The sequence below is a fragment of the Kangiella marina genome (assembly GCF_039541235.1).
Classification (GTDB): domain Bacteria; phylum Pseudomonadota; class Gammaproteobacteria; order Enterobacterales; family Kangiellaceae; genus Kangiella; species Kangiella marina.
Genome location: NZ_BAABFV010000002.1, coordinates 185,703 through 205,894, shown reverse-complemented (window position 1 = coordinate 205,894; position 20,192 = coordinate 185,703). Strand labels below are relative to the sequence as shown.

Annotated in this window: 18 protein-coding genes; 11 read left to right on the top strand and 7 right to left on the bottom strand. The window is 45.0% G+C overall.

Going from position 1 to position 20,192, the window contains the following annotated elements; genetic code table 11:
• Positions 1–3 precede the first annotated feature (3 nt).
• Together murA and ABD943_RS09085 are read right to left on the bottom strand one after the other, a co-directional pair.
• A complete protein-coding gene (gene murA / locus ABD943_RS09090; protein WP_345292875.1) occupies positions 4–1,263 on the bottom strand; it encodes a UDP-N-acetylglucosamine 1-carboxyvinyltransferase in 1,260 nt (419 codons plus the stop codon).
• 37 nt (positions 1,264–1,300) lie between these two features.
• Positions 1,301–1,546: a BolA family protein gene (locus tag ABD943_RS09085; RefSeq protein WP_345292874.1), complete on the bottom strand. Its 246-nt coding sequence runs from the start codon at positions 1,544–1,546 to the stop codon at positions 1,301–1,303.
• 453 nt (positions 1,547–1,999) lie between these two features.
• On the opposite strand from ABD943_RS09085, the gene ABD943_RS09080 reads away from it, so the two are divergent.
• From ABD943_RS09080 to mgtE, 10 genes are all read left to right on the top strand, one after another.
• Positions 2,000–2,989: a calcium/sodium antiporter gene (locus tag ABD943_RS09080; protein ID WP_345292873.1), complete on the top strand. Its 990-nt coding sequence runs from the start codon at positions 2,000–2,002 to the stop codon at positions 2,987–2,989.
• Positions 2,990–3,032: 43 nt separating this feature from the next.
• A complete protein-coding gene (locus tag ABD943_RS09075) occupies positions 3,033–4,013 on the top strand; it encodes a KpsF/GutQ family sugar-phosphate isomerase (protein ID WP_345292872.1) in 981 nt (326 codons plus the stop codon).
• Entirely contained in the window at positions 4,014–4,553 is a 540-nt protein-coding gene (gene kdsC, locus ABD943_RS09070; protein WP_345292871.1) for a 3-deoxy-manno-octulosonate-8-phosphatase KdsC, read from the top strand. It begins immediately after the preceding gene.
• A complete protein-coding gene (gene lptC, locus ABD943_RS09065) occupies positions 4,553–5,107 on the top strand; it encodes an LPS export ABC transporter periplasmic protein LptC (protein ID WP_345292870.1) in 555 nt (184 codons plus the stop codon). The genes kdsC and lptC overlap by 1 nt, the downstream gene beginning before the upstream one ends.
• Entirely contained in the window at positions 5,104–5,931 is an 828-nt protein-coding gene (locus tag ABD943_RS09060) for an LptA/OstA family protein (RefSeq protein ID WP_345292869.1), read from the top strand. The genes lptC and ABD943_RS09060 overlap by 4 nt, the downstream gene beginning before the upstream one ends.
• Position 5,932: 1 nt before the next feature.
• Positions 5,933–6,658 (top strand): LPS export ABC transporter ATP-binding protein, encoded by a 726-nt coding sequence (gene lptB, locus ABD943_RS09055; RefSeq protein ID WP_345292868.1) that lies wholly within the window; start codon positions 5,933–5,935, stop codon positions 6,656–6,658.
• A gap of 479 nt (positions 6,659–7,137) precedes the next feature.
• Positions 7,138–7,425: a ribosome hibernation promoting factor gene (gene hpf / locus ABD943_RS09050; protein WP_345292867.1), complete on the top strand. Its 288-nt coding sequence runs from the start codon at positions 7,138–7,140 to the stop codon at positions 7,423–7,425.
• Between the two features lie 180 nt (positions 7,426–7,605).
• On the top strand, positions 7,606–8,112 hold the full coding sequence (locus tag ABD943_RS09045) for a PTS sugar transporter subunit IIA (protein WP_345292866.1): 507 nt from the start codon (positions 7,606–7,608) through the stop codon (positions 8,110–8,112).
• Complete coding sequence (rapZ, locus tag ABD943_RS09040) at positions 8,109–8,957, top strand: RNase adapter RapZ (RefSeq protein ID WP_345292865.1); 849 nt, start codon at positions 8,109–8,111, stop codon at positions 8,955–8,957. The genes ABD943_RS09045 and rapZ overlap by 4 nt, the downstream gene beginning before the upstream one ends.
• Before the next feature lie 100 nt (positions 8,958–9,057).
• Positions 9,058–10,437, top strand: coding sequence for a magnesium transporter (gene mgtE / locus ABD943_RS09035; RefSeq protein WP_345292864.1), 1,380 nt, complete (start codon positions 9,058–9,060; stop codon positions 10,435–10,437).
• A gap of 6 nt (positions 10,438–10,443) precedes the next feature.
• Here the strand turns inward: mgtE and pmbA are convergent, their stop codons facing one another.
• Positions 10,444–11,814, bottom strand: coding sequence for a metalloprotease PmbA (gene pmbA, locus ABD943_RS09030; RefSeq protein WP_345292863.1), 1,371 nt, complete (start codon positions 11,812–11,814; stop codon positions 10,444–10,446).
• A gap of 143 nt (positions 11,815–11,957) precedes the next feature.
• Here pmbA and yjgA point away from each other — a divergent pair, with 143 nt between their 5' ends.
• Positions 11,958–12,479, top strand: a complete 522-nt coding sequence (yjgA, locus tag ABD943_RS09025; RefSeq protein ID WP_345292862.1) for a ribosome biogenesis factor YjgA — start codon at positions 11,958–11,960, stop codon at positions 12,477–12,479.
• Between the two features lie 15 nt (positions 12,480–12,494).
• Here the strand turns inward: yjgA and tldD are convergent, their stop codons facing one another.
• The 4 genes from tldD to rng are packed head-to-tail and all read right to left on the bottom strand — an operon-like array spanning position 12,495 to position 20,176.
• The gene (gene tldD, locus ABD943_RS09020; protein WP_345292861.1) at positions 12,495–13,937 is read right to left on the bottom strand and encodes a metalloprotease TldD; all 1,443 of its coding nucleotides are present in this window, start codon (positions 13,935–13,937) and stop codon (positions 12,495–12,497) included.
• An 8-nt stretch (positions 13,938–13,945) separates the two neighbouring features.
• Positions 13,946–14,767, bottom strand: a complete 822-nt coding sequence (locus ABD943_RS09015; RefSeq protein ID WP_345292860.1) for a carbon-nitrogen hydrolase family protein — start codon at positions 14,765–14,767, stop codon at positions 13,946–13,948.
• Positions 14,767–18,669: a YhdP family protein gene (locus ABD943_RS09010; protein WP_345292859.1), complete on the bottom strand. Its 3,903-nt coding sequence runs from the start codon at positions 18,667–18,669 to the stop codon at positions 14,767–14,769. The genes ABD943_RS09015 and ABD943_RS09010 overlap by 1 nt, the downstream gene beginning before the upstream one ends.
• A gap of 13 nt (positions 18,670–18,682) precedes the next feature.
• Positions 18,683–20,176, bottom strand: a complete 1,494-nt coding sequence (rng, locus tag ABD943_RS09005; protein ID WP_345292858.1) for a ribonuclease G — start codon at positions 20,174–20,176, stop codon at positions 18,683–18,685.
• Positions 20,177–20,192: the final 16 nt, after the last annotated feature.

Below are 20,192 nucleotides of genomic sequence, written 5' to 3'. Positions count from 1 at the left end.
GATTTATCCGACACGTTTAATCGAAGCGCCAATATTTTGCAGCTTCTCTTCAATCGTTTCGTAACCACGATCGATGTGGTAAATACGATCAACCAAAGTTTCACCATCCGCAACCAGCCCCGATAAAACAAGGCTCGCTGAGGCACGAAGATCCGTTGCCATAACCTGAGCACCTGACAGTTTTTCCACGCCACGGCAAATTGCGGTATTGCCTTCGATGGCAATGTCCGCGCCCATGCGCTGCATTTCTAGAACGTGCATAAAACGGTTTTCAAAGATAGTTTCGGTGATAGTACCAGTACCATCAGCGACCGCATTCAGCGCACAAAACTGTGCCTGCATGTCAGTTGGGAAAGCAGGATAAGGGGCTGTTTTAATGTTCACAGCTTTAGGGCGCTTGCCCTTCATATCCAACTCAATCCAATCATCACCCGTATTAATTTCTGCGCCACTTTCCTCTAGCTTCTTCAATACCGCGTCCAACAACACAGGGTCTGTGTTTTTACACATAATCCGTCCGCGAGTAATTGCCGCAGCCACAAGATAGGTCCCCGTCTCTATTCGGTCGGGTTGAACGTTGTGTTCGCCACCATGTAGACGCTCAACACCCTCAACCGTAATCACTGAAGTGCCTTCGCCCTTAATTTTAGCGCCCATTTTGTTGAGGAAGTTGACTAAATCAACCACTTCAGGCTCGCGCGCGGCGTTTTCAATAACGGTCGTGCCATCTGCTAGGGTTGCCGCCATGATCAAGTTTTCAGTCGCGCCGACACTGACTGTGTCCATCACGATTTTAGCGCCTTTTAAACGTCCATTAACTTTCGCTTTGACGTAACCACCTTCCACTTCGATGTCCGCGCCCATTTCACGCATGCCATCAATGTGTAAGTTAACTGGGCGTGCACCAATCGCACAACCGCCCGGTAACGACACTTCAGCCTGACCATAACGCGCTACGAGCGGCCCTAGAACCAGAATCGATGCACGCATGGTTTTCACTAAGTCATAGGGTGCTTCGTGGCTGTGAATATCTGAGGCATCGATCTCCACATTAAACTTATCGTCAATGGTCAGTTGCGCACCCAAACGGCCCAACAACTCAAGCGTCGTGGTCACGTCGTTTAGGTGAGGCAAATTACCGATGGAGGTCACACCATCAACCAATAAGCTGCCCATTAAGATCGGTAGCGCGGCATTTTTTGCGCCAGATATTTTTACTGAACCGTCCAATGGACCAGCGTCTTTGATTAATAATTTATCCATCAGTAAGCCTTAGTACGTTTGCAAATAAAAAACCGCTTTACACGAATAATTTCGCTTTTTCCCACTCAGCAGGAGTGTAAGCTTTAATGGTTAGGGCATGGATCTCACCACTGGCGATATGTTCATTCACCGCTGCGTATACCATCTGTTGCTTCTTGACTGCACGCAAGCCATCGAACTCCTCACTCACAACGATCACTTGGTAATGGCTACCGTCGCCGTCGACACGTAATTCAGTAGTCTTAATGTCTTGCTCAATTAATTTTTTAATCTCTTCTATCATTAGGAAATTCTTTGTTTGCTGATAAATGACTGATTAGCCCACAGTATGACGCCAGATGTTGACGAATTAAAGCCCGAAAGCGGCCTTGGAGCTATCAAATATGACTGTAAAGTGGCGCGATTTTACCTCAATTTGAGATAATAAACACTATTAGCGGTTTATCTTTACCATAAACCCGATTTGGCATGATGCTTTAACACGCAAAACAAAGGATCGGAAAACCCAGTGGCAAGCAGCTGCAAGCTCTCAATAAAACCACTCAGAGCTTGCTTGACGCCCGCGCCGCCTTCCTGCACCTCACTTGTAATGACAAGCTTCCGGCGACCTAGTACAATAGCCCGCTAAATTAGGGATTCTAAGCGGTTGAAAGCAAAGCTTGGTTACATTTTGCAACTGTAAACTTACGACTTGCTCACCCTATAATGGTCATCTAAAGAATTCATTAAGGTCCTCATGATAGAAAATATAGCGTTTATCGTTATCGGTATTACTCTCTTGGTGTGGAGCGCAGATCGCTTCACCGACGGCGCAGCAGCCATAGCGCGCAACTTGGGTGTGTCGCGTTTAATCGTCGGCTTAACCATTGTTGCCATCGGCTCTTCCGCTCCTGAGATTTTCGTTTCCATCTTGGACTCTTTAAAAACATGTGCTCCGGATAAGCCTGACTGTGGCCCAGAAGTTGCCATAGGTAATGCCCTCGGCTCAAACATTACCAACATTGCTTTAGTGCTCGGTATCACCGCCTTGGTACGCCCGCTCATGATCCATTCGGGACTCCTAAAACGTGAAATCCCGATTCTTTTTCTGAGCTCGGCAGCGGCGTTCGTGTTCTTCTGGGATTACCGTCTAAGCCATACCGAAGGTTTTATTTTACTGACCGGTTTAGTGTTCTATTTCTTCTGGTTGGTTCGAGTCGGCATACAATCCAGAAAAGAACATGACCCGATGGTCGATGAAATGATCGATGAACTCCCCGAAGGGATGCCGACAGGCAAAGCGACCTTCTGGGTCATACTAGGCTTGGTCTTGCTGGTAGGTAGCTCAAAATTATTGATTGAAGGCGCCAGCGGTATTGCTTCAACTTTTGGCGTCTCAGAAACCGTGATCGGCTTAACCATCGTCGCTTTAGGGACGAGTCTTCCAGAGCTTGGCGCATCCGTCGCCAGTGTGTTAAAGAACGAGCACGAAATTGCTATTGGTAACGTCATTGGCTCAAATATCTTTAACTTATTAGGTGTACTTGGCATTCCTGCCGCGATTGCAGCGCCCGTCATCGAAAAGAACATACTGCATATCGACTACCCGTTAATGCTAGGGTTAATTATCGCTATGGCAATTATGGCCTATGGTTTCCGCGGTCCAGGCAGAATCAACCGCATTGAGGGCACTATTTTAGTTGCGGTCTTCCTAGGGTATTATATAGTTCGGTTCTTTGTGCTTTAATTGCATAAAAACCCTTTAAAGCCAAATAGTTAGGGAGCTTAGTTTGACTCAAAAGGCCACCAAAGAGCAGTTATTGAAAAGTGCTGATCGCGTGATTAGTATTGAAAGCCAAGCCGTAGAGCAGCTGAAAACACAACTTAATGATAACTTTGTTGCGGCATGTCATCGATTGCTTGAATGTCGCGGAAAAGTGGTTGTCATCGGCATGGGTAAGTCAGGACATATTGGCGGCAAAATGGCGGCAACTCTCGCCAGTACCGGCACCCCAGCATTTTTTGTCCATCCGGCTGAAGCCAGCCATGGCGATTTGGGCATGATTGAAGAGCGAGACGTGGTCATCGCTCTTTCCAACTCTGGCGAAACACACGAAGTCACCTCCCTAATCCCTGTTATCAAACGCCGTGATATTCCGCTGATTAGTATTACCAGCAACCCTGACTCGAGTCTTGCCAAAGCCAGCGAAATCCACTTAACCGTCAAGGTTGAACAAGAAGCTTGTCCACACAACCTCGCGCCGACGGCATCAACCACAGCCGTTTTAGCATTAGGCGATGCTATCGCTGTCAGTCTGCTTGAAGCCAAAGGGTTTACGCCCGATGATTTCGCTTTATCACACCCAGGCGGTAGCTTAGGTAAGCGCCTATTGCTTCATGTCGGTGACTTAATGCATACCGCTGAAAATTTTCCTGCCGTATCTCCTAACACGTCGGTCAAGGATGCTTTATTGGAAATCACTGATAAACGTTTGGGTATGACCGCTGTCCTTGATGAGCACAAGCACCTCTTAGGTATTTTTACCGATGGTGACCTTCGACGCGCTTTTGAAAAAGGCATCAATGTTGATACGCCTATTAAAGAAGTGATGACCACAGGCGGTAAGACCATCACCTCCGATGCTTTAGCCGTCGATGCGGTAGGGCTTATGGAGCGTAACAGCATCACCTGTTTAATCGTTGTGAACACCCAGAACAAACCGGTTGGCGCGGTGCACATGCATGACTTATTAAAAGCGGGAGTGGTCTAAATGAGCAAACCAAGCTATAAACAAGACTTACTGCGTAAAGCAAAAGATATCAAACTTTTAATTTGTGATGTCGATGGCGTCTTAAGTAATGGCCAAGTGATCATTGGCAACCAAGGTGAAGAGTTAAAGACCTTCAACATTAAAGATGGTCTCGGTCTAAAAAGCTTGATGAAACATAGGGTTGAGGTCGCGATTATTACTGGTAGGCGCTCTGAAATCGTTGAAAAACGTTGCCGAGAACTGTCGATCAAACATTGCTATCAAGGCCAAAGCGACAAAGTTGCAGCTTATGAAGAGCTTTGCGAACGATTGTCGTTAGAGCCGAGCCAAATATGCCACGTTGGTGATGACTTACCGGACTTGCCGTTAATGCGCCGTTCAGGCCTTGGTGTTACAGTAGCAGATGGACACTGGTTCGTCCGTCAAAAAGCAGACTGGGTCACTCAGAGCAACGGTGGTTTTGGTGCCGTTCGCGAAATTACTGATCTGATTTTAGAAAGCAAAGGCGTGTTAGAAAAGCTTCATCAGGAGTACTGTTAATGACATTTTTGAAAGGTCGCCAGATATTATGGTTACTGGTTCCAGCTACTTTTGTAGTGGCCTTTCTATGGGACAGTTCAGTCCAAGAAAAACCAAGCTTTGTTGAAGCCGACAATAACCCTGACTATTACCTGGTTGAGACTTCGACTTTAGAGTTTAATACTGACGGTCAGCGCGTCCGGAAATTTACCAGCGAGAAAACCTCGCATTTTAAGGACATCATGCAGACTCGCCTTGAAAAACCTGTTTTCAAGATGATGACTCCAGAGCAAAACTGGCAAGTCTCAGCGGATTTCGCCGTCAGTAATGAGCTGAGTGAGCAACTGGATCTTGATGGCGATGTTACCATCAAGATGAACTCCAGCGATGAACGTCCGCCAATGACCCTATCCATGCCAGTACTCACGGTGGACTTTGCCACCCAAACCGCATTTACGGACGCAGAAGTAGAGTTAACCAACACGATTTTCAAGCAGACTGCCAAAGGCATGAGCGCTGACTTAAAATCCAATACTATAGAATTTAAATCTCAGGTCGTTTCAGAAGAACTATGAAAACATTGATTTATTCAATCATCCTTTTATGCAGCAGTGCTCTTTTGAGCCAGCCGCTTTATGCCGCACAATTTGAAAAGTCGCGTTTAAAAGCTGACAACTCTTATCTCGATGCATCAAAAGGAACGCCTACCGTCGTGTATGAAAACAATGTTGTGTATCAGCACGGCCAAATGACGATTCATGCACAAAAGCTCATTAAGCAAGGCGAGGATGCAGGCACCATCACAGCAGAAGGTTCGCCAGTGAAAATTCATTATATCGATGAACTGGGTGAAACTACTGATATAGAAGCCCCCAGCATCAGCTACGAACAACAAACTGGTGAGCTGGCAGCCGATGGTGATATCCAAATCATCCAAACTTCTGAGCAAGATCAACTGACGCTGCTAGGCAATAAACTGCGTGCCAACCAACGTATCACCAATGGCTTCAGCTTCGTACTAACTGGCAACCCAACTACATTTATTTTAAAGCAACCAAATCAAGCTGAAATCACTGCCGTCGCAGATACGCTTCGTTCGAACGGCAAGGATAGACAAACCCAGCTTGTGGGCTCCGTTAAGCTAAGCCAAGGTTCCTCCAATACCTCAGCAGCTCTTTTGACCTACGATGGGCAGACAAAGCGCATTTCAGCGGGACAAAGCGACAACAGTAACCAGCAAGTGGTCACCGAATTCTACTGGCAGGAAGAGCCTAACACTGAGAAAACAGAAACCGAAAAAGCGCTTGAGCAAACCTCTCAAAGCACGTCAGAAGCGTCTGTAGAAAACTCTGACCAACGCGCCGATGAAAGCCCTGAAACTGGAGAAGGTGAACAGTAACATGAGCTCCCTTCAAGCAAAGAACTTGGCGAAAAGTTACAAGGCACGTAAAGTCGTCGAAAGCGTTTCTCTCGATGTTGAGCAAGGCTCCATCGTCGGCCTTTTAGGCCCTAACGGCGCAGGTAAAACAACCTCCTTTTATATGATCGTCGGCCTAGTTCCATCTGATGCCGGCCAAATCTTTTTAGCGGGCGAAGATATCACTGGCGCTGCGATGCACTCGCGCGCTCAAAAAGGCATTGGCTACCTACCTCAAGAAGCCTCAATTTTTAGAAAGCTCTCGGTGCAAGACAACATCATGTCAATCTTGCAGTTGCGCAAAGATTTGGATGAGCAGCAGCGTGAAGACAAACTTGATGAGCTGTTGGCCGAGTTTCATATTGAGCACATTCGCCTGAGTATGGGCATGAGCTTATCCGGCGGTGAACGTCGCCGCGTAGAGATTGCCCGAGCCCTTGCCAACGACCCCAAGTTTATTTTATTGGACGAACCTTTTGCAGGCGTTGATCCTATCTCGGTAATCGAAATTAAAAGCATCATTATGCAGCTTAAAGAACGCGGTTTAGGGGTTTTAATCACTGACCACAATGTTCGTGAGACTCTGGATGTGTGTGAGCGAGCTTATATTGTTGATAGTGGTAGCATTATCGCTGATGGTGATACGGACACCATCCTTGAAAATCCTGTAGTTAGGCAGCGATACCTCGGTGAACACTTTAAAATGTAGCGCTAGCTTATTAAAAGCTTCACTCCAGAAATCTATAATTTTTTGCTCAAAAAACAACCGTAATCATTGAAAATGTTAAGCCAATCCCCAGATTTATAATAAGCCTTGCAAGATCACTCATCTCAAGGTAACTTGTAATTAAAGGGTAATAAAAAGGAAACGATTGGCTTACGTGGTAACGACTAAACGCCTACAACTCACTCCCCTTCATATTTGGTTCCTATCAAAACCAAAGACATGGTTTAAGCCAATGACATCTCCCTTCAAACGTCTTACGTTTACCCTAAAAGATTTTCTAACAAGTTGTCTCCAACATAACTCAGGAGGTGAACTATCAATAAGTCTCAACATCAAACCTATTGCAATACAACATCAACCTTACCGTCTATGCGTGGAACCTTCCCACCCTAGACCAAGTAGTCATCGATTAGAACGACTACCACTATTCCATTAAATCAATGATAGAAGGAAAGTATATTATGCAAATCAATCTAACAGGGCGTCATTTAGATATAACAGAACCATTAAAACAATTTGTTGACGAGAAATTCTCAAAACTGGAGAGACACTTTGACCACATCAATAATGTTTACGTTATTTTAAGCGTCGAGAAAATTCGTCAAATTGCTGAGGCTACCGTCCATGTCAATGGCGCAGAGATTTTCGCCAATAGTGAATCCGAAGATATGTATGCTGCTATTGATTTATTGATTGATAAGTTAGACCGACAAGTTATCAAGCATAAGGAAAAGATCACTCGACACTAATCCCTATAGCCGATTCAGGCTCGCCTCTGTTGCGCCTAAAATATCGTCAACAGAGGCGTAAGATGGTACTATTGAGTCATTCTAAATCAATAGCTTACAACGAAGAATGACCTTAGCTAAGCCTCACCCCTACTCCCCCAAATGGGCTGGGGCTTTTTTTCCGCCCAGCAGAGATGCTTTATGAGTGAATCAAAGACCCAATCAATGCACATATTAGATACCATTGCGCCAGAGCGTTGTAAGTTAGGTCTACAAGCCACCAGTCGAAAAAAAGCCTTACAAGCGATAGCCAACCAATTCAGTAAAGACAACCTTAAGCTGGTCTCTTTTGAAATCCTTCAGGCGTTCACTGAAAGAGAACAGCTGGGCAGTACGGCGATTGGGCATGGTATCGCCTTACCTCATGGGCGCTTAAAAAACTGCGAAAAGCCTGTTGCCATCTTAACTACTTTAGAAAAGGGCGTTGATTTCTTCGCTTCTGATAAAGAAAATGTGGATATCATTTTTGCGTTACTGATTCCTCATGACCTCGACTTTAGGGATCTTCAAGGAATTGAACTCGTAAAAGCCATTTTTGATAACAAAACGTTATGTGCTCAGATAAGAAATGCCCACAACGATGAGGCATTATTTGATATTATTGAGCACGCCATCAAAGAATACAGCACTAAGGATGAAGCTTCGTGAAACTTGTTATTGTTAGCGGACGTTCAGGATCAGGAAAGTCAGTGGTACTGAAAGCGCTTGAAGACGCCGGCTACTATTGCATTGATAACTTGCCACTCATTTTAACCCTTAACGTGATCAACGATCACATCTTAAAAAATGAGCTTATCGCCATCAGCGTCGATGCCAGGAACCCTTCCGACTTGGAAACGTTTTCTGACGAAATGGAAAAAATTAAAGCTGCCGCGCCCCATGCCCGTATTCTCTTCATTGATGCTGATGAAAATATTTTACTGAAACGGTTCAGTGAAACTCGTCGCCGACACCCTTTAACCAAAGAGGGCTACTCGCTTCGAGATGCCATTAAGGAAGAAAACAAGCTATTAGCACCAGTCAGAGCACTGGCTGACTTAGTCGTGAACACCTCAGAGCTTACGCCACATGAGTTACGCGAGCGTGTCAGAGAGCGTGTCAGTGCCAACAAAGCGCCACAAATGGATATTCGACTGGTATCTTTCGGCTTCAAACATGGTGCGCCTAAAGACGCTGACTTTGTGTTTGACGTACGCTGTCTGCCCAACCCCTACTGGGTTGAAGAGCTTCGCGAGTTTACGGGAAAAGACCAAGAGATTATCGATTATTTATCCTCAAGCTCAATGGTCATGGAGTATACATGGCAGTTGAAAGTCTTCCTCACCACCTGGATTCCAGAATTCAGTAAGCAAGATCGCAGTTATTTTACTTGTGCGATTGGTTGTACCGGTGGCCGGCACCGTTCAGTCTACATGGTCGAAACTTTGGGACAATACTTAAAGCAGCACTACCCCAACATCTCGGTAGAGCACAGTCGACTCAACAAAATGTAAATCTTGATAAAGAATCAGCGAGGTAACCAAATCTCGCTGGATAAGGCCCTCTAGCTACGTTAGAATAAGCAATAAAATCAAATACTAACGGAGAAGAGCTATGGCTGAGAATCAAAACAATCAGACTCGTCAAGAGCAGCTACAGCTACTTAACTCCGCACTGGATAGTGGCCACCTTATTCCCGTTCGCAACCTGCTCGAAGAGTTGCACTCAGCGGACATTGCCCACCTTCTAGAATCGACGCCCCCTCGTGTTCGTAACGTCATATGGCAATTGCTCGACAAAGAGCGCGAAGGTGATGTCCTACAGCACTTAAACGATGAAATTCGTCAAAACTTCATCGAAAACATGCAGCCACAAGAGCTGGCTAATGCTCTTTCTGATCTTGATACCGATGACGTGGTAGACATCCTAGGTGATCTATCCAATAACGTCAGTAATCAAGTTTTGCGTCTTTTAGATGAGCAGAATCGTGCCTTGATTGAGCACGCATTAACCTATCCAGAAGATACCGCTGGCGGCTTGATGAATATTGATACCATCATGATTCGCCCACGAGTATCGGTTGAAGTGGTACTGCGTTATTTGCGTATTCGCGGTAGCATGCCACCCAATACTGACCACCTTTACGTCGTCAACTCGCGTGATGTCTTGATCGGATCGGTACCTATTAGTTCAATCTTAACGTGTGATCCTGACACTTCCATTACGCAAATTGTTGATGAAGAGATGTTTACCATCCCAGCGGATATGAAAGACACTGAAGTGGCTCAAATCTTCGAGCGTCATGACTTAGTTTCTGCGCCGGTGCTAGACGAAGAAGGCCGACTATTAGGCCGTATTACCATTGATGACGTGGTAGACGTTATCCGTGAAGAAGCGGATCACTCATTGATGTCGATGGCAGGTTTGGACGAGTTGGCTGATACCTTCGGTCCGGTGATGGTTACCGCCAGAAAGCGTGCCATTTGGTTGGGGATTAATTTACTGACCGTTATTTTGGCAGCATTGGTTATTGGCATTTTCGAGAGCACTATTGCTAAAGTTACGTTGTTGGCCGTACTGCTACCAATTGTTCCAAGCATGGGCGGTATTGCCGGTACTCAGACGCTAACACTGGTGATCCGTGGTATGTCGCTTGGACACATTAGTGACGGTAACCAATCCTATTTACTGAAAAAAGAGCTCGCCGTTAGTGTTATCAACGGCATCCTTTGGGCGATAACCATCGCTTCTTTAGTCTATGCTTTCTCCTACTACAAAGAGTCAGGAGTCAATCACTTACATCTAGCCATCACCATAGGTGGCGCCATGCTTATCAATTTAGTGACTGGTGTGTTAAGTGGCGCTAGTATTCCGCTTATTTTGAAAAAGCTCAATATCGATCCAGCCATTGCCGGTGGCGTTGTATTAACCACCGTGACTGATGTCGCAGGCTTCTTTGCGTTACTCGGTTTAGCGACTTACTTTTTCGCTTAAACTAGCTTAAACCGCTACCGTCATCGCTTTCAACGCGACCGAGCCGGTTAAAATGCTAGAGCGCTTATCGAGATCATCCCCCAAAGCAACAATATCCTGCAGCATCTGCTCAAGGTTACCGGCAATGGTGATTTCTTGGACATAGTGTTTTATTTGACCATGTTCAAACCAAAAGCCGCTGGCACCTCGCGAATAGTTTCCGGTAACAATATTAACGCCCTGCCCCATAACCTCTGTAACCAATAAGCCCGTGCCCAACTCTTTGAGTATTTCATCTAGCGGCTGCTTATCGCCATCAATCGAAATGTTATGAATACCGCCAGCGTTACCTGTCGGCTCCATACCTAGCCGTCGTGCCGAGTAACCACTTAAGAAATAACCATCCAGCTGGCCTTTATCGACAATGGTACGCTTGGCGGTAGCCACACCATCACTATCGTAATTCGAACTACCGAGTCCCTTAGCGATAAATGGATCTTCAATGATGGAAATTGATTGAGGCAGAATAATGTCCCCCAACTTATCCAGCATAAACGACGAACGCTGATACAGCGCGCCACCTTTCAAGGCTCCAAACAAATGCGACCATAGACCTCGCGCGACTTCAGGACTGAAAACCACTGGAAACTTGCCAGAGGTACAACTTCCTTGCTTTAACTTGCGTTCAATTCTGTGGGAAGCTTCCTCGCCAACTGACTTAGCCTCTAGTAAATCTGAAAACTCCCGACCCAAGGTATAATAACCATCTCGTACCATGCCTTTTTCAGTCTGACCGATCAAAACATTGGATAAACTATAGCGAGTGGTTCGATTAAAACCGCAAAAGTCATGGCTATTGGCGTAACAGGATACGGAGCGATGACTGTAGAAGTTCGCTCCCTCTGACTGTTTAATGTATTGGCTTTGTAGCGCTGTCGCCTCAGCTTCTTTAGCCGAAGCAACCATATCCTCAATCGTTAATTGAGCCGGATGATCTAGCGACAGATCTCGACACTCAGTTGCCATGCGAGATTTATCAACCAACCCAGCATGAGGGTCAGGTTCCGTAAACTTAGCGATATCACAGGCGGCTTCTAACCCTTGCATTGCTGCAGCTTCGGTTAAGTCATTGACTGAAACCGTGCCTTTTCGCTGCTCAAAGTAGACATTAATGCCCAGGTGGCTGTCTTGGTTAAACTCTAACGTTTCCAGATCACCATTACGCACTTCGACACTGTTGCCGATAGTGTTATAACTCCAGATCTCGGCAGCATCCGCGCCAGCTTTTTTGGCTTTAGCGATCACTGTCTCAGCGATCTGCTTCATGGTTGCAGAAGTTTGCTCTTGCTGCTCGGCAATTTGCGCTAACGTTAACTGTTTATTGTCACTTTGAGTCAATCAATTCACCACTTTAAATCACTTAATATTGAGTTGAATAAACTAGGCCAACACCGACCCATTTATTATTTATTTACTTGCTTGCTACCACTCATCATCGGAAAACGTTATCATAAACCGGAACCCAATAACCAGCTGACTCCATGATTGATAACTTTGATGAGCATGATGACTTTGAACACGATAAGTCTAAATCACAAATCAAAAAAGAGTTGTTAGAACTTACCGCTTTAGGCGATAAGCTCGCTAAACTGCCAAAGCACCAATGGCAGGCGTTACCTATTTCGGATACGCTAAAACACGCGCTAAACGAAGTCTCAAAAATCAATCATCACATTGGCCTCAAGCGTCACATCAAATACATCGGCAAGCTCCTCCGAAATGAGGATGTTGAAGCTATTGAGCAACAATTACTGCAAGACAATCAACAACACACACTTGAAGTCCAACGCGAGAAACTCTGTGAGCACTGGCGCAACCGACTGCTACAAGAGGGTGATGACGCCACGTTTGAACTGCTACAAGCAGCTCCGAACCTGGATCGCCAACAACTGCGTCAACTGGTTCGAAACGCCACTAAAGAACAGCAACAAGACAAACCACCAAAATATCAAAGAGAGCTGTATCGCTACCTTAGAGATAACGCTCAATTCCAAAGCCCGTAGGCATAACCACCAACGTTAGCCTGCCTGCGTTCCGCCAACGGTCAATTTATCAACTTTTAAAGTTGGCTGCCCTACGCATACAGGAACGCTTTGCCCATCTTTACCACAAACACCGATTCCTGGATCGAGTTGGCTATCATTGCCCACCATGCTGACATATTTTAAGACTTCAGGGCCATTACCCGCCAATGTCGCCCCCTTGATCGGAGAAGTCAATTTGCCATCCTCGATCAAATAGGCCTCACTGGCGCTAAACACAAAATTGCCCGACGTGATGTCCACTTGACCACCAGCAAAGTTAGGGGCGTATATCCCTTTTTTCACGCTGCGGATAATCTCTTCAGGATCGGAGCTGCCACCTAACATCAAGGTATTGGTCATGCGCGGCATCGGCAAATGAGCATAAGATTCGCGACGACCATTGCCGGTTGCTTGTTGACCCATAAGTCGAGCATTGTGTTTATCCTGCATATACCCTTTAAGGATACCGTTCTCGATTAACACATTGGATTGGGTTGGCGTTCCTTCATCATCCACATTTAAAGAACCGCGATGCCCTTCCAGAGTGCCATCATCCACAACAGTACATAAATCCGAAGCAACCTTCTCACCAATCCGTCCTGCGTAGGCTGACGAACCTTTACGGTTAAAATCGCCTTCTAGGCCATGTCCAACCGCTTCGTGCAACAAAACTCCAGGCCAGCCATTGCCCAAAACCACAGGCATAGTTCCTGCTGGTGCTTCGACAGCATCTAAATTGATGATCGCTTGCTGTACCGCTTTCTTAGCCAACTGCTCGAGATCCAGGGACATCAAATGATGCCAATCATAACGGCCACCCATACCCGCACTCCCCCGTTCACGACGACCGGCGTGCTCAGCAACCACCGTAACATTCAGTCGAATCATCGGACGAATATCTGCCGCTAAAGTACCGTCAATGGCCGCCACTAACATATGTTCATCGGCGGCTGACAGACTGACAATAACCTGCTGAACCTTTTCGTCTAACTGTCTCGCCTGTGCATCCAGTTGACGCAACAGGGCAATCTTATGCGATTGCTCAATATCACCTAAGGTTTTATTGTCGGTGTACAGGCGGTGCTGTGCACTGGCTTGATTAAAGCTAACTGTCTTTGACTGGCCCGCTCGACTGATGCTGGTCGCAGCAGTCAGCGCATTATTAAGTGCAGTTTGCTCAAATTGGTTGGCGTAAGCAAAACCAGTTTTTTCACCGTCGATACTGCGAATGCCTAAACCTTTATTTAAGTTAAAACTGGCATCTTTTACCAATCCATCTTCCAGCTGCCAGTACTCCATAACCACTTCCTGCAGAAAAATATCCGCATAATCTTGTTGGAAACGACTCATGGATTCTATGGCTTTTTTTATAGCATCTACGGACAGATCACTATCGTTAAATAGGTGCTGCTCAACGCTCTGTATCACTTCTGACATGCTTTACCTTATAATTTTCTGTGCGTATGCACTGGAAAACGTTTTTGGATTGATTCAATTTGCGCGATATTAAGTTGGCGATTAATGAAGCCAACGTCACTCCCCATTGCTCCGAGTACGTCTCCCCACGGTCCGACAAACATACTATGACCATAGGTTTTTCGTTTATTGTCATGCTCGCCGGTTTGGTTAGACGCGGCTACAAAAGCAAGATTTTCCACCGCCCTTGCCTGCAGCAACAGCTGCCAATGGACTTCACCCGTTTTTAACGTAAACGCCGATGGCGCCAGTATCACATCGACACCAAGCTTCTGATATTCACGGTAAAGCTCCGGGAATCTCAAGTCATAGCAAACCGATAAACCAAAAGTAATACCGTTGTATTCAAAGGTTTTTATATCATCACCCGCAAGGGTATTATCGGACTCGGAATAGACTTCATCTTCTTTCACAGCGACATCAAACATGTGTATTTTGTCATAGAAGGTGATCAAGTCGCCCTGCTTATCATAGACATAGCAACGTGCAACGGGGCGCTTTTCAAGACCAGAAGCAATAGCAATGGTGCCACCAACAATCATCACGTTATTGTCTTTCGCGACTCGCTGCATCCAATGCTGGATTGGCCCTTCTAAGTGTTGCTCGACAAAATCCAGTTTTTGACCATTATATTTTTCCATTAGCGCAAAAGTTTCTGGCAGTATGACCATCTCTGCGCCATCTGCAACAGAATCTTTAATCAGAGCCTCGGCTTGCTTTAAGTTGTCCTCGACACAGCTCGATGAAGACATCTGAATCAATCCGATAGTGATACTTCGTTTATCTGACATTATTGATCACCTTCCGTAAGCTTGTTCTCTTGCTCTTGTGGCGGCATTGAATTGGTTTCACTCTTTACCTTGTCAGACATATCTACCTCATCAGTCTTATCGACCTTGTCAGTGTTTTCAACCTCTTCGGTCTCATCCTCTGTATCAGGCACCGCAACCTCTTTTGATTTTTTGCTAACCTCTACGACGCTCGGATTAGCCAAGTTGCCGCTGACTTTATACTCAATACTCACCACAACATCGATCACGGGTTCAAAGATTTTATTAACGAGCAGCATAATCAAACCAGTCGTTGGCTCTACTGCCCAACCTGCTAGGACCGGTAAACTCGCACCCAACTTGGGCACGACCGTAACATTTTGGTTTACCGTTTGCTTCACCAGATCAATTGAGCCTTTCACTCTGACGTCAGCTGCAGTACCGTCAATAAACACATTGTCGCTGTGAACAACGCCATTTTTGACCGTAAACTCACCATTCATTTTGTCATAGAAGAAGCCGTCTTCAAACAAGTCACTAAAATCTAATGACAAACGTCTGCGGACACTTTGTAGCGAAAACAAACTAAAAACACGGGCCTGTCTGTCGCTCAACTCTTTAACAGCACCCTCACCAGTTTCTAATTTAACCTGACCGTTTAATTGCGGTAAGCTGAACTCATGGAAGCCCCCGGTCCAATTAAGTTTGACACTCCCTGAGGCTTTGGTTTGAGAAATACCATCGCCATATCCCCAGCGTTTTAATAATTTGCCGGTGTCTTGCGTGTCAAAAGTCAAATCTACCGAGCTTTTATCACCAGCCCAAAGCCCCTCTAAGTAAGCGCTCAACTGGCCGTCAATTTTGGTATCACCTTGAAGCTTAACGGCACCATTCTCTAACTTGGATAACAGTGTTAACCGCCCTATATCAATACCATTAATTTTGCAGCTTAAACACTCTAACTGCCAATTATCCAGCGCTGACTTACTGATATTCACTTCTGTATCAGAAAGCTCGGAAAACGTATCCAATTCAATTTCGAGTTTTTCAATGGTGACATGCTTGCGACCATCGTTGTGCAAGGTTAAGTTACCCAGGCCTTCACGCGCCTTGACGTTGAACCTGATGCTTTCATCCGCCAACAACGAATCTGTGAACACAACATCGTGTAACGATTGACCGCCAATAGTAAAAAGTGCGGTTTGAATAGAGATATGGTCAATCCACTCAGGCCAGAAAAACTCACCCTCTTTTTTTACTTGTAGACTGTTGAGCCACTCTGCACTGTGAATTTCTGCAAAGAAACCTTCAATCGCCACCCCTTTTGCAGGTACCTTTATTGAATGAGTGGCTAAGTCACCAAGCGCAATAACACCATTGATGTCGTTCGGTGTATCAACGCCAAAGTCGAGTTGCGAGGAAACCGTATCGCGATAGATGGTTCTCGCATGAATTCTATTTTTCTTTCTATAGAGTGTCGCTAAGAAGGAGCTTTGCGCATCTTTTTCTTTGCTGACCCAAGAAGGTCCTTTGATTTCTGTCCCGGCTAGATCACTACGTACAATTAATGACTCAGACCCTTCGCTATCTTGTCGATAATGTAGGTTAGCCTGACTCTTGCCCTCAACGTATATCGGTAACTGTATGTCGAGCGAAGCCACGGCTTTAGCCAAATCAAAATTAGAGTTCGCATCAATGTTAACTAAGTCGTCATTGTTGGTGTATTCATCGACAGCAATATCAATTGTCACAGGGCTCTGCCATAAGCTAGCGTTAAGCTGTTTAGCCGATGCACCACGCTCCGAGTAATTTAAAATCCCTCTAAGATTATTAAGCGCCAACTGATAACTTTTTAATTCAACACTTTCTCCAGCAAATTCGATCTCACCATTTAAAGTAATGTCATCACTGTTCTCACTCAAAGGCACTGTCGCTGATAGCTGATTCTTAAGACTTCCCGAAAACTCTAAGTCCAACAGCTCTTCGCCCAACCACTCTTTTAGCGGTGAGTTTAAAAACAACTGCTTGTAACTATCAAAAGCCACTCTATTGCTGACGTCTAAGGTTAATACTGAGCCTTCTGTGAAGAGTGATTCGATAACACCTTTCGCTTGCTCGACAGTATTCCCCATGATCGAGCCTTGATGGGCAGTCATCAACACTTCATTATTGGTAAAGTGAACAGAAGCCGATAACCCATCGACAATGGGCCAGGCTTCATCAAAGCGGAACTGGCTATCAACCACACGAGCTTTGATATCAAATTGACCAGTATTATTTTGATAGGGAAACTGTTCAAAGTTGCCACGCCAAGTTAACTTAGCAAAATCAACACGGCCCGCCACTAAAGCCATATCTAAAAAATCCAACACATCGTCTTCAATATGACTTCTAGGCCAGTAATCTTCTAGCTTAGCAATATTGATATTTTTGGCTTCTGCATAGATTGATAACTCGGCGTCCTCATCTATTATCCTGACGGAACCATTGACAGCAACATCGAGATCGGGAGTGGTAAAGGTTAATCCATTAATATCAATATAGGGGGTGTCAATATAACTCACCCAAGCATCAAGCGTCAGTTGTTTGACGGGAATAATGCCTTTCAACTCCTTGTCCCATTGAAGCTCGCTATTCTTGCTGTCAGCCTTTAGACGCCAACCTTCGCCTTCGTTATTAATGAGTATTCGATCTAAACTCATCCTAGGCGACAATCTGCTTTGCTGCGTTTGAACGTTAATAATTTCTGCAGAACCAAACTTAGGAACTAGGCCATGCTCAGACTGAGTCGCCTCCATATCTAAAGAAACCAATTCACCCGTTGGTTGAACTTGATTCAAGGTATTACGCAAGTCTGAAGGCAAAAATGGGGATACTAATGCTGAAAAATATCCTATCGGTGTATTTTCAGCTTCAAGGATCCAGTCTGTCGTATTGCTCTCTTTTTGATGGCGGACAAGCTTGAAGAAACTATCATAACTTCGTAACTCACCCGATTCGGTTCGTTCGACAACGTGGAACTGGTCACTGGAAAAAATGGATAAGGCCCCATCAACCTGATAATTGATTTCAGAATTCAACGCCGCGACTTTTGAGCTGCTGCTGTCTGCAGAAAAAATAAGTCTTCCTGAAACAGGATCTTCGCCTTGATAACTTACCCAAAACTCACTGTCGGCTAATTCTACGGGGATGCCCTGTGGTAATTCAAAAAAGCTGGTGCTATCGACCACATCAAAATCTCGCAATAAACCGTAAATTTTGATCGGGCTGTTTCCAACAAAAGGTTGGCCTTTACTTTCTATAATTAGACGAGCTTGAGAGGCAAAGGCGCTTTGCGACTCTACAATTAACTGTCTTTGCTTACCTCGCTTAGTAAAAGATAAGTCACTAATTTGGATTTTTCGAGTTTCATCTTTTTTATGAAGGTTAATACTAAAGTCAGTAATACTGATGGATTCCTGATCAATCATTTCAGGATAACGTTTAAGAAGAATTCCAAAGTCAGTGGATAAGGGGGTTTCTTGACCAGCCAATTGCGGCAGCATAATTTCTGCATTAACCGAATTGAGGTCTACGCTTTCTGTTACCAAATACCCTTTGAATAAACTTTCCCAAAAGTTAAGAACCACATGAGCCTTGCCCGCCCGATATGACTGGTCTTTGCTTTCACTACTCCAACTTATACCATTGACAAAAATACTCGGTTTAAATTCAGACCAATCAACTTCAAGACTCGAATAATTAAAATCACCACCAACTTTATCTTCCAACAAAGCGATCATTCGATCTTTGTTTTCAGTCCAATAGGGCAGGCTTAATTTAATAACAGAAACGACGAGAACAAATACAATGACAAGCAGGGACACTAACCACAGAATGTAGGTTAAGAATCGTCTAAAAAGTCTTGTCAAAGATTTCGCCATTAAGAAACCAGTTTTACATTAGAACAACATCAAACTGCTCGGGTGAATATAGACTTTCAACCTGCAGCTTGATCGGCTTATCAATATCAACTTCCAAGTCACCTAAACTGCTTGCCTCTTCATCTAACAAACAGTCCACCACTTCCTGGCTAGCTAAGACTAAAAACTTTTGTACGTCATAAGTTCTAGCGGCTCGGCTTAATTCTCTAAAAATTTCATAACACACGGTGACCGCTGTTTTAACGTAGCCGCGACCATTACATTGCTGACACGGCTCACATAATAAACGCTCCAAGCTTTCCCTAGAACGCTTGCGCGTCATTTCGACCAAACCCAATGATGACACTTCTGTAATTTGAGTTTTAACATGATCTTTTTCTAGAATTTTTTCTAAGGTCCGAAGCACTTGACGTTTGTGCTCTTCCTCTTTCATGTCGATAAAGTCGACAATAATAATACCGCCCAAATTTCTCAGCCTTAGCTGACGAGCCAACGCCGTTGCCGCCTCAAGGTTCGTCCTAAAAATCGTTTCCTCAAGATTTTTGTGCCCCACAAAAGCGCCGGTATTAACGTCAACCGTGGTCATCGCTTCGGTTTGATCAATAATTAAATAACCGCCAGACTTGAGTTGAACTTTACGCTCTAAAGCCTTTTTGATTTCCTCTTCAACGTTGTACAAGTCAAAGATTGGACGTTCGCTTTGGTAAAGCTCAATTCGGCTTTCCATCTCAGGCAAAAACTCTCTAACAAAATCAAGAATACGCTCTAAGGTGACTTCATTATCAATTCTTACGCGCTCTACATCATCCTCAAAAATATCCCTCATGATGCGCAGTTCTAATCCAAGATCTTCATGCACCAAACCGGGTGCACTCACTTGCTTCGATTTTTCCGTAATGCCGTGCCACAACTTGGCCAGAAACAGTGCATCTCTGACCAGCTCTTTTTCGGTGGCACCTTCTGCTGCCGTTCGGATGATAAAACCGTTATCGAGGTCTTCATGATCTTCTAACAGTTCACGTAACCGTACTCGTTCGTCGTGGTCATCAATTCTCTGTGAGACACCGACATGCTCAGTATCTGGCATCAATACTAAGTAACGTGATGGAATCGTGATATGCGTCGTTAACCGCGCTCCTTTACTGCTAATCGGATCTTTGATGACCTGAACAATAATTTTTTGCCCTTCATGGAGTACAGAGGTGATATCAGTTTCCTGGGCTTGTTGCTTGTCCAGAAGTTTAGAGCCTTCCACTGCCTGCTTACTGCCTTCGGCTTTATCGGTTACGATATCGGCTAAATGAAGAAAGGCCGCTTTCTCATGACCAATGTCTACAAAAGCGGCTTGCATCCCGGGCATGACTCGTCGAACCACACCTTTATAGATGTTTCCAACGATGCCTCGATTCTCCGTGCGCTCAATATGAACCTCTTGCAATACCCCGTTCTCGACAATCGAAGCTCGAGTTTCCTGAGGGGTAATATTAATTAAGATTTCATCACGCATAGTTCGGCCGCTCCCT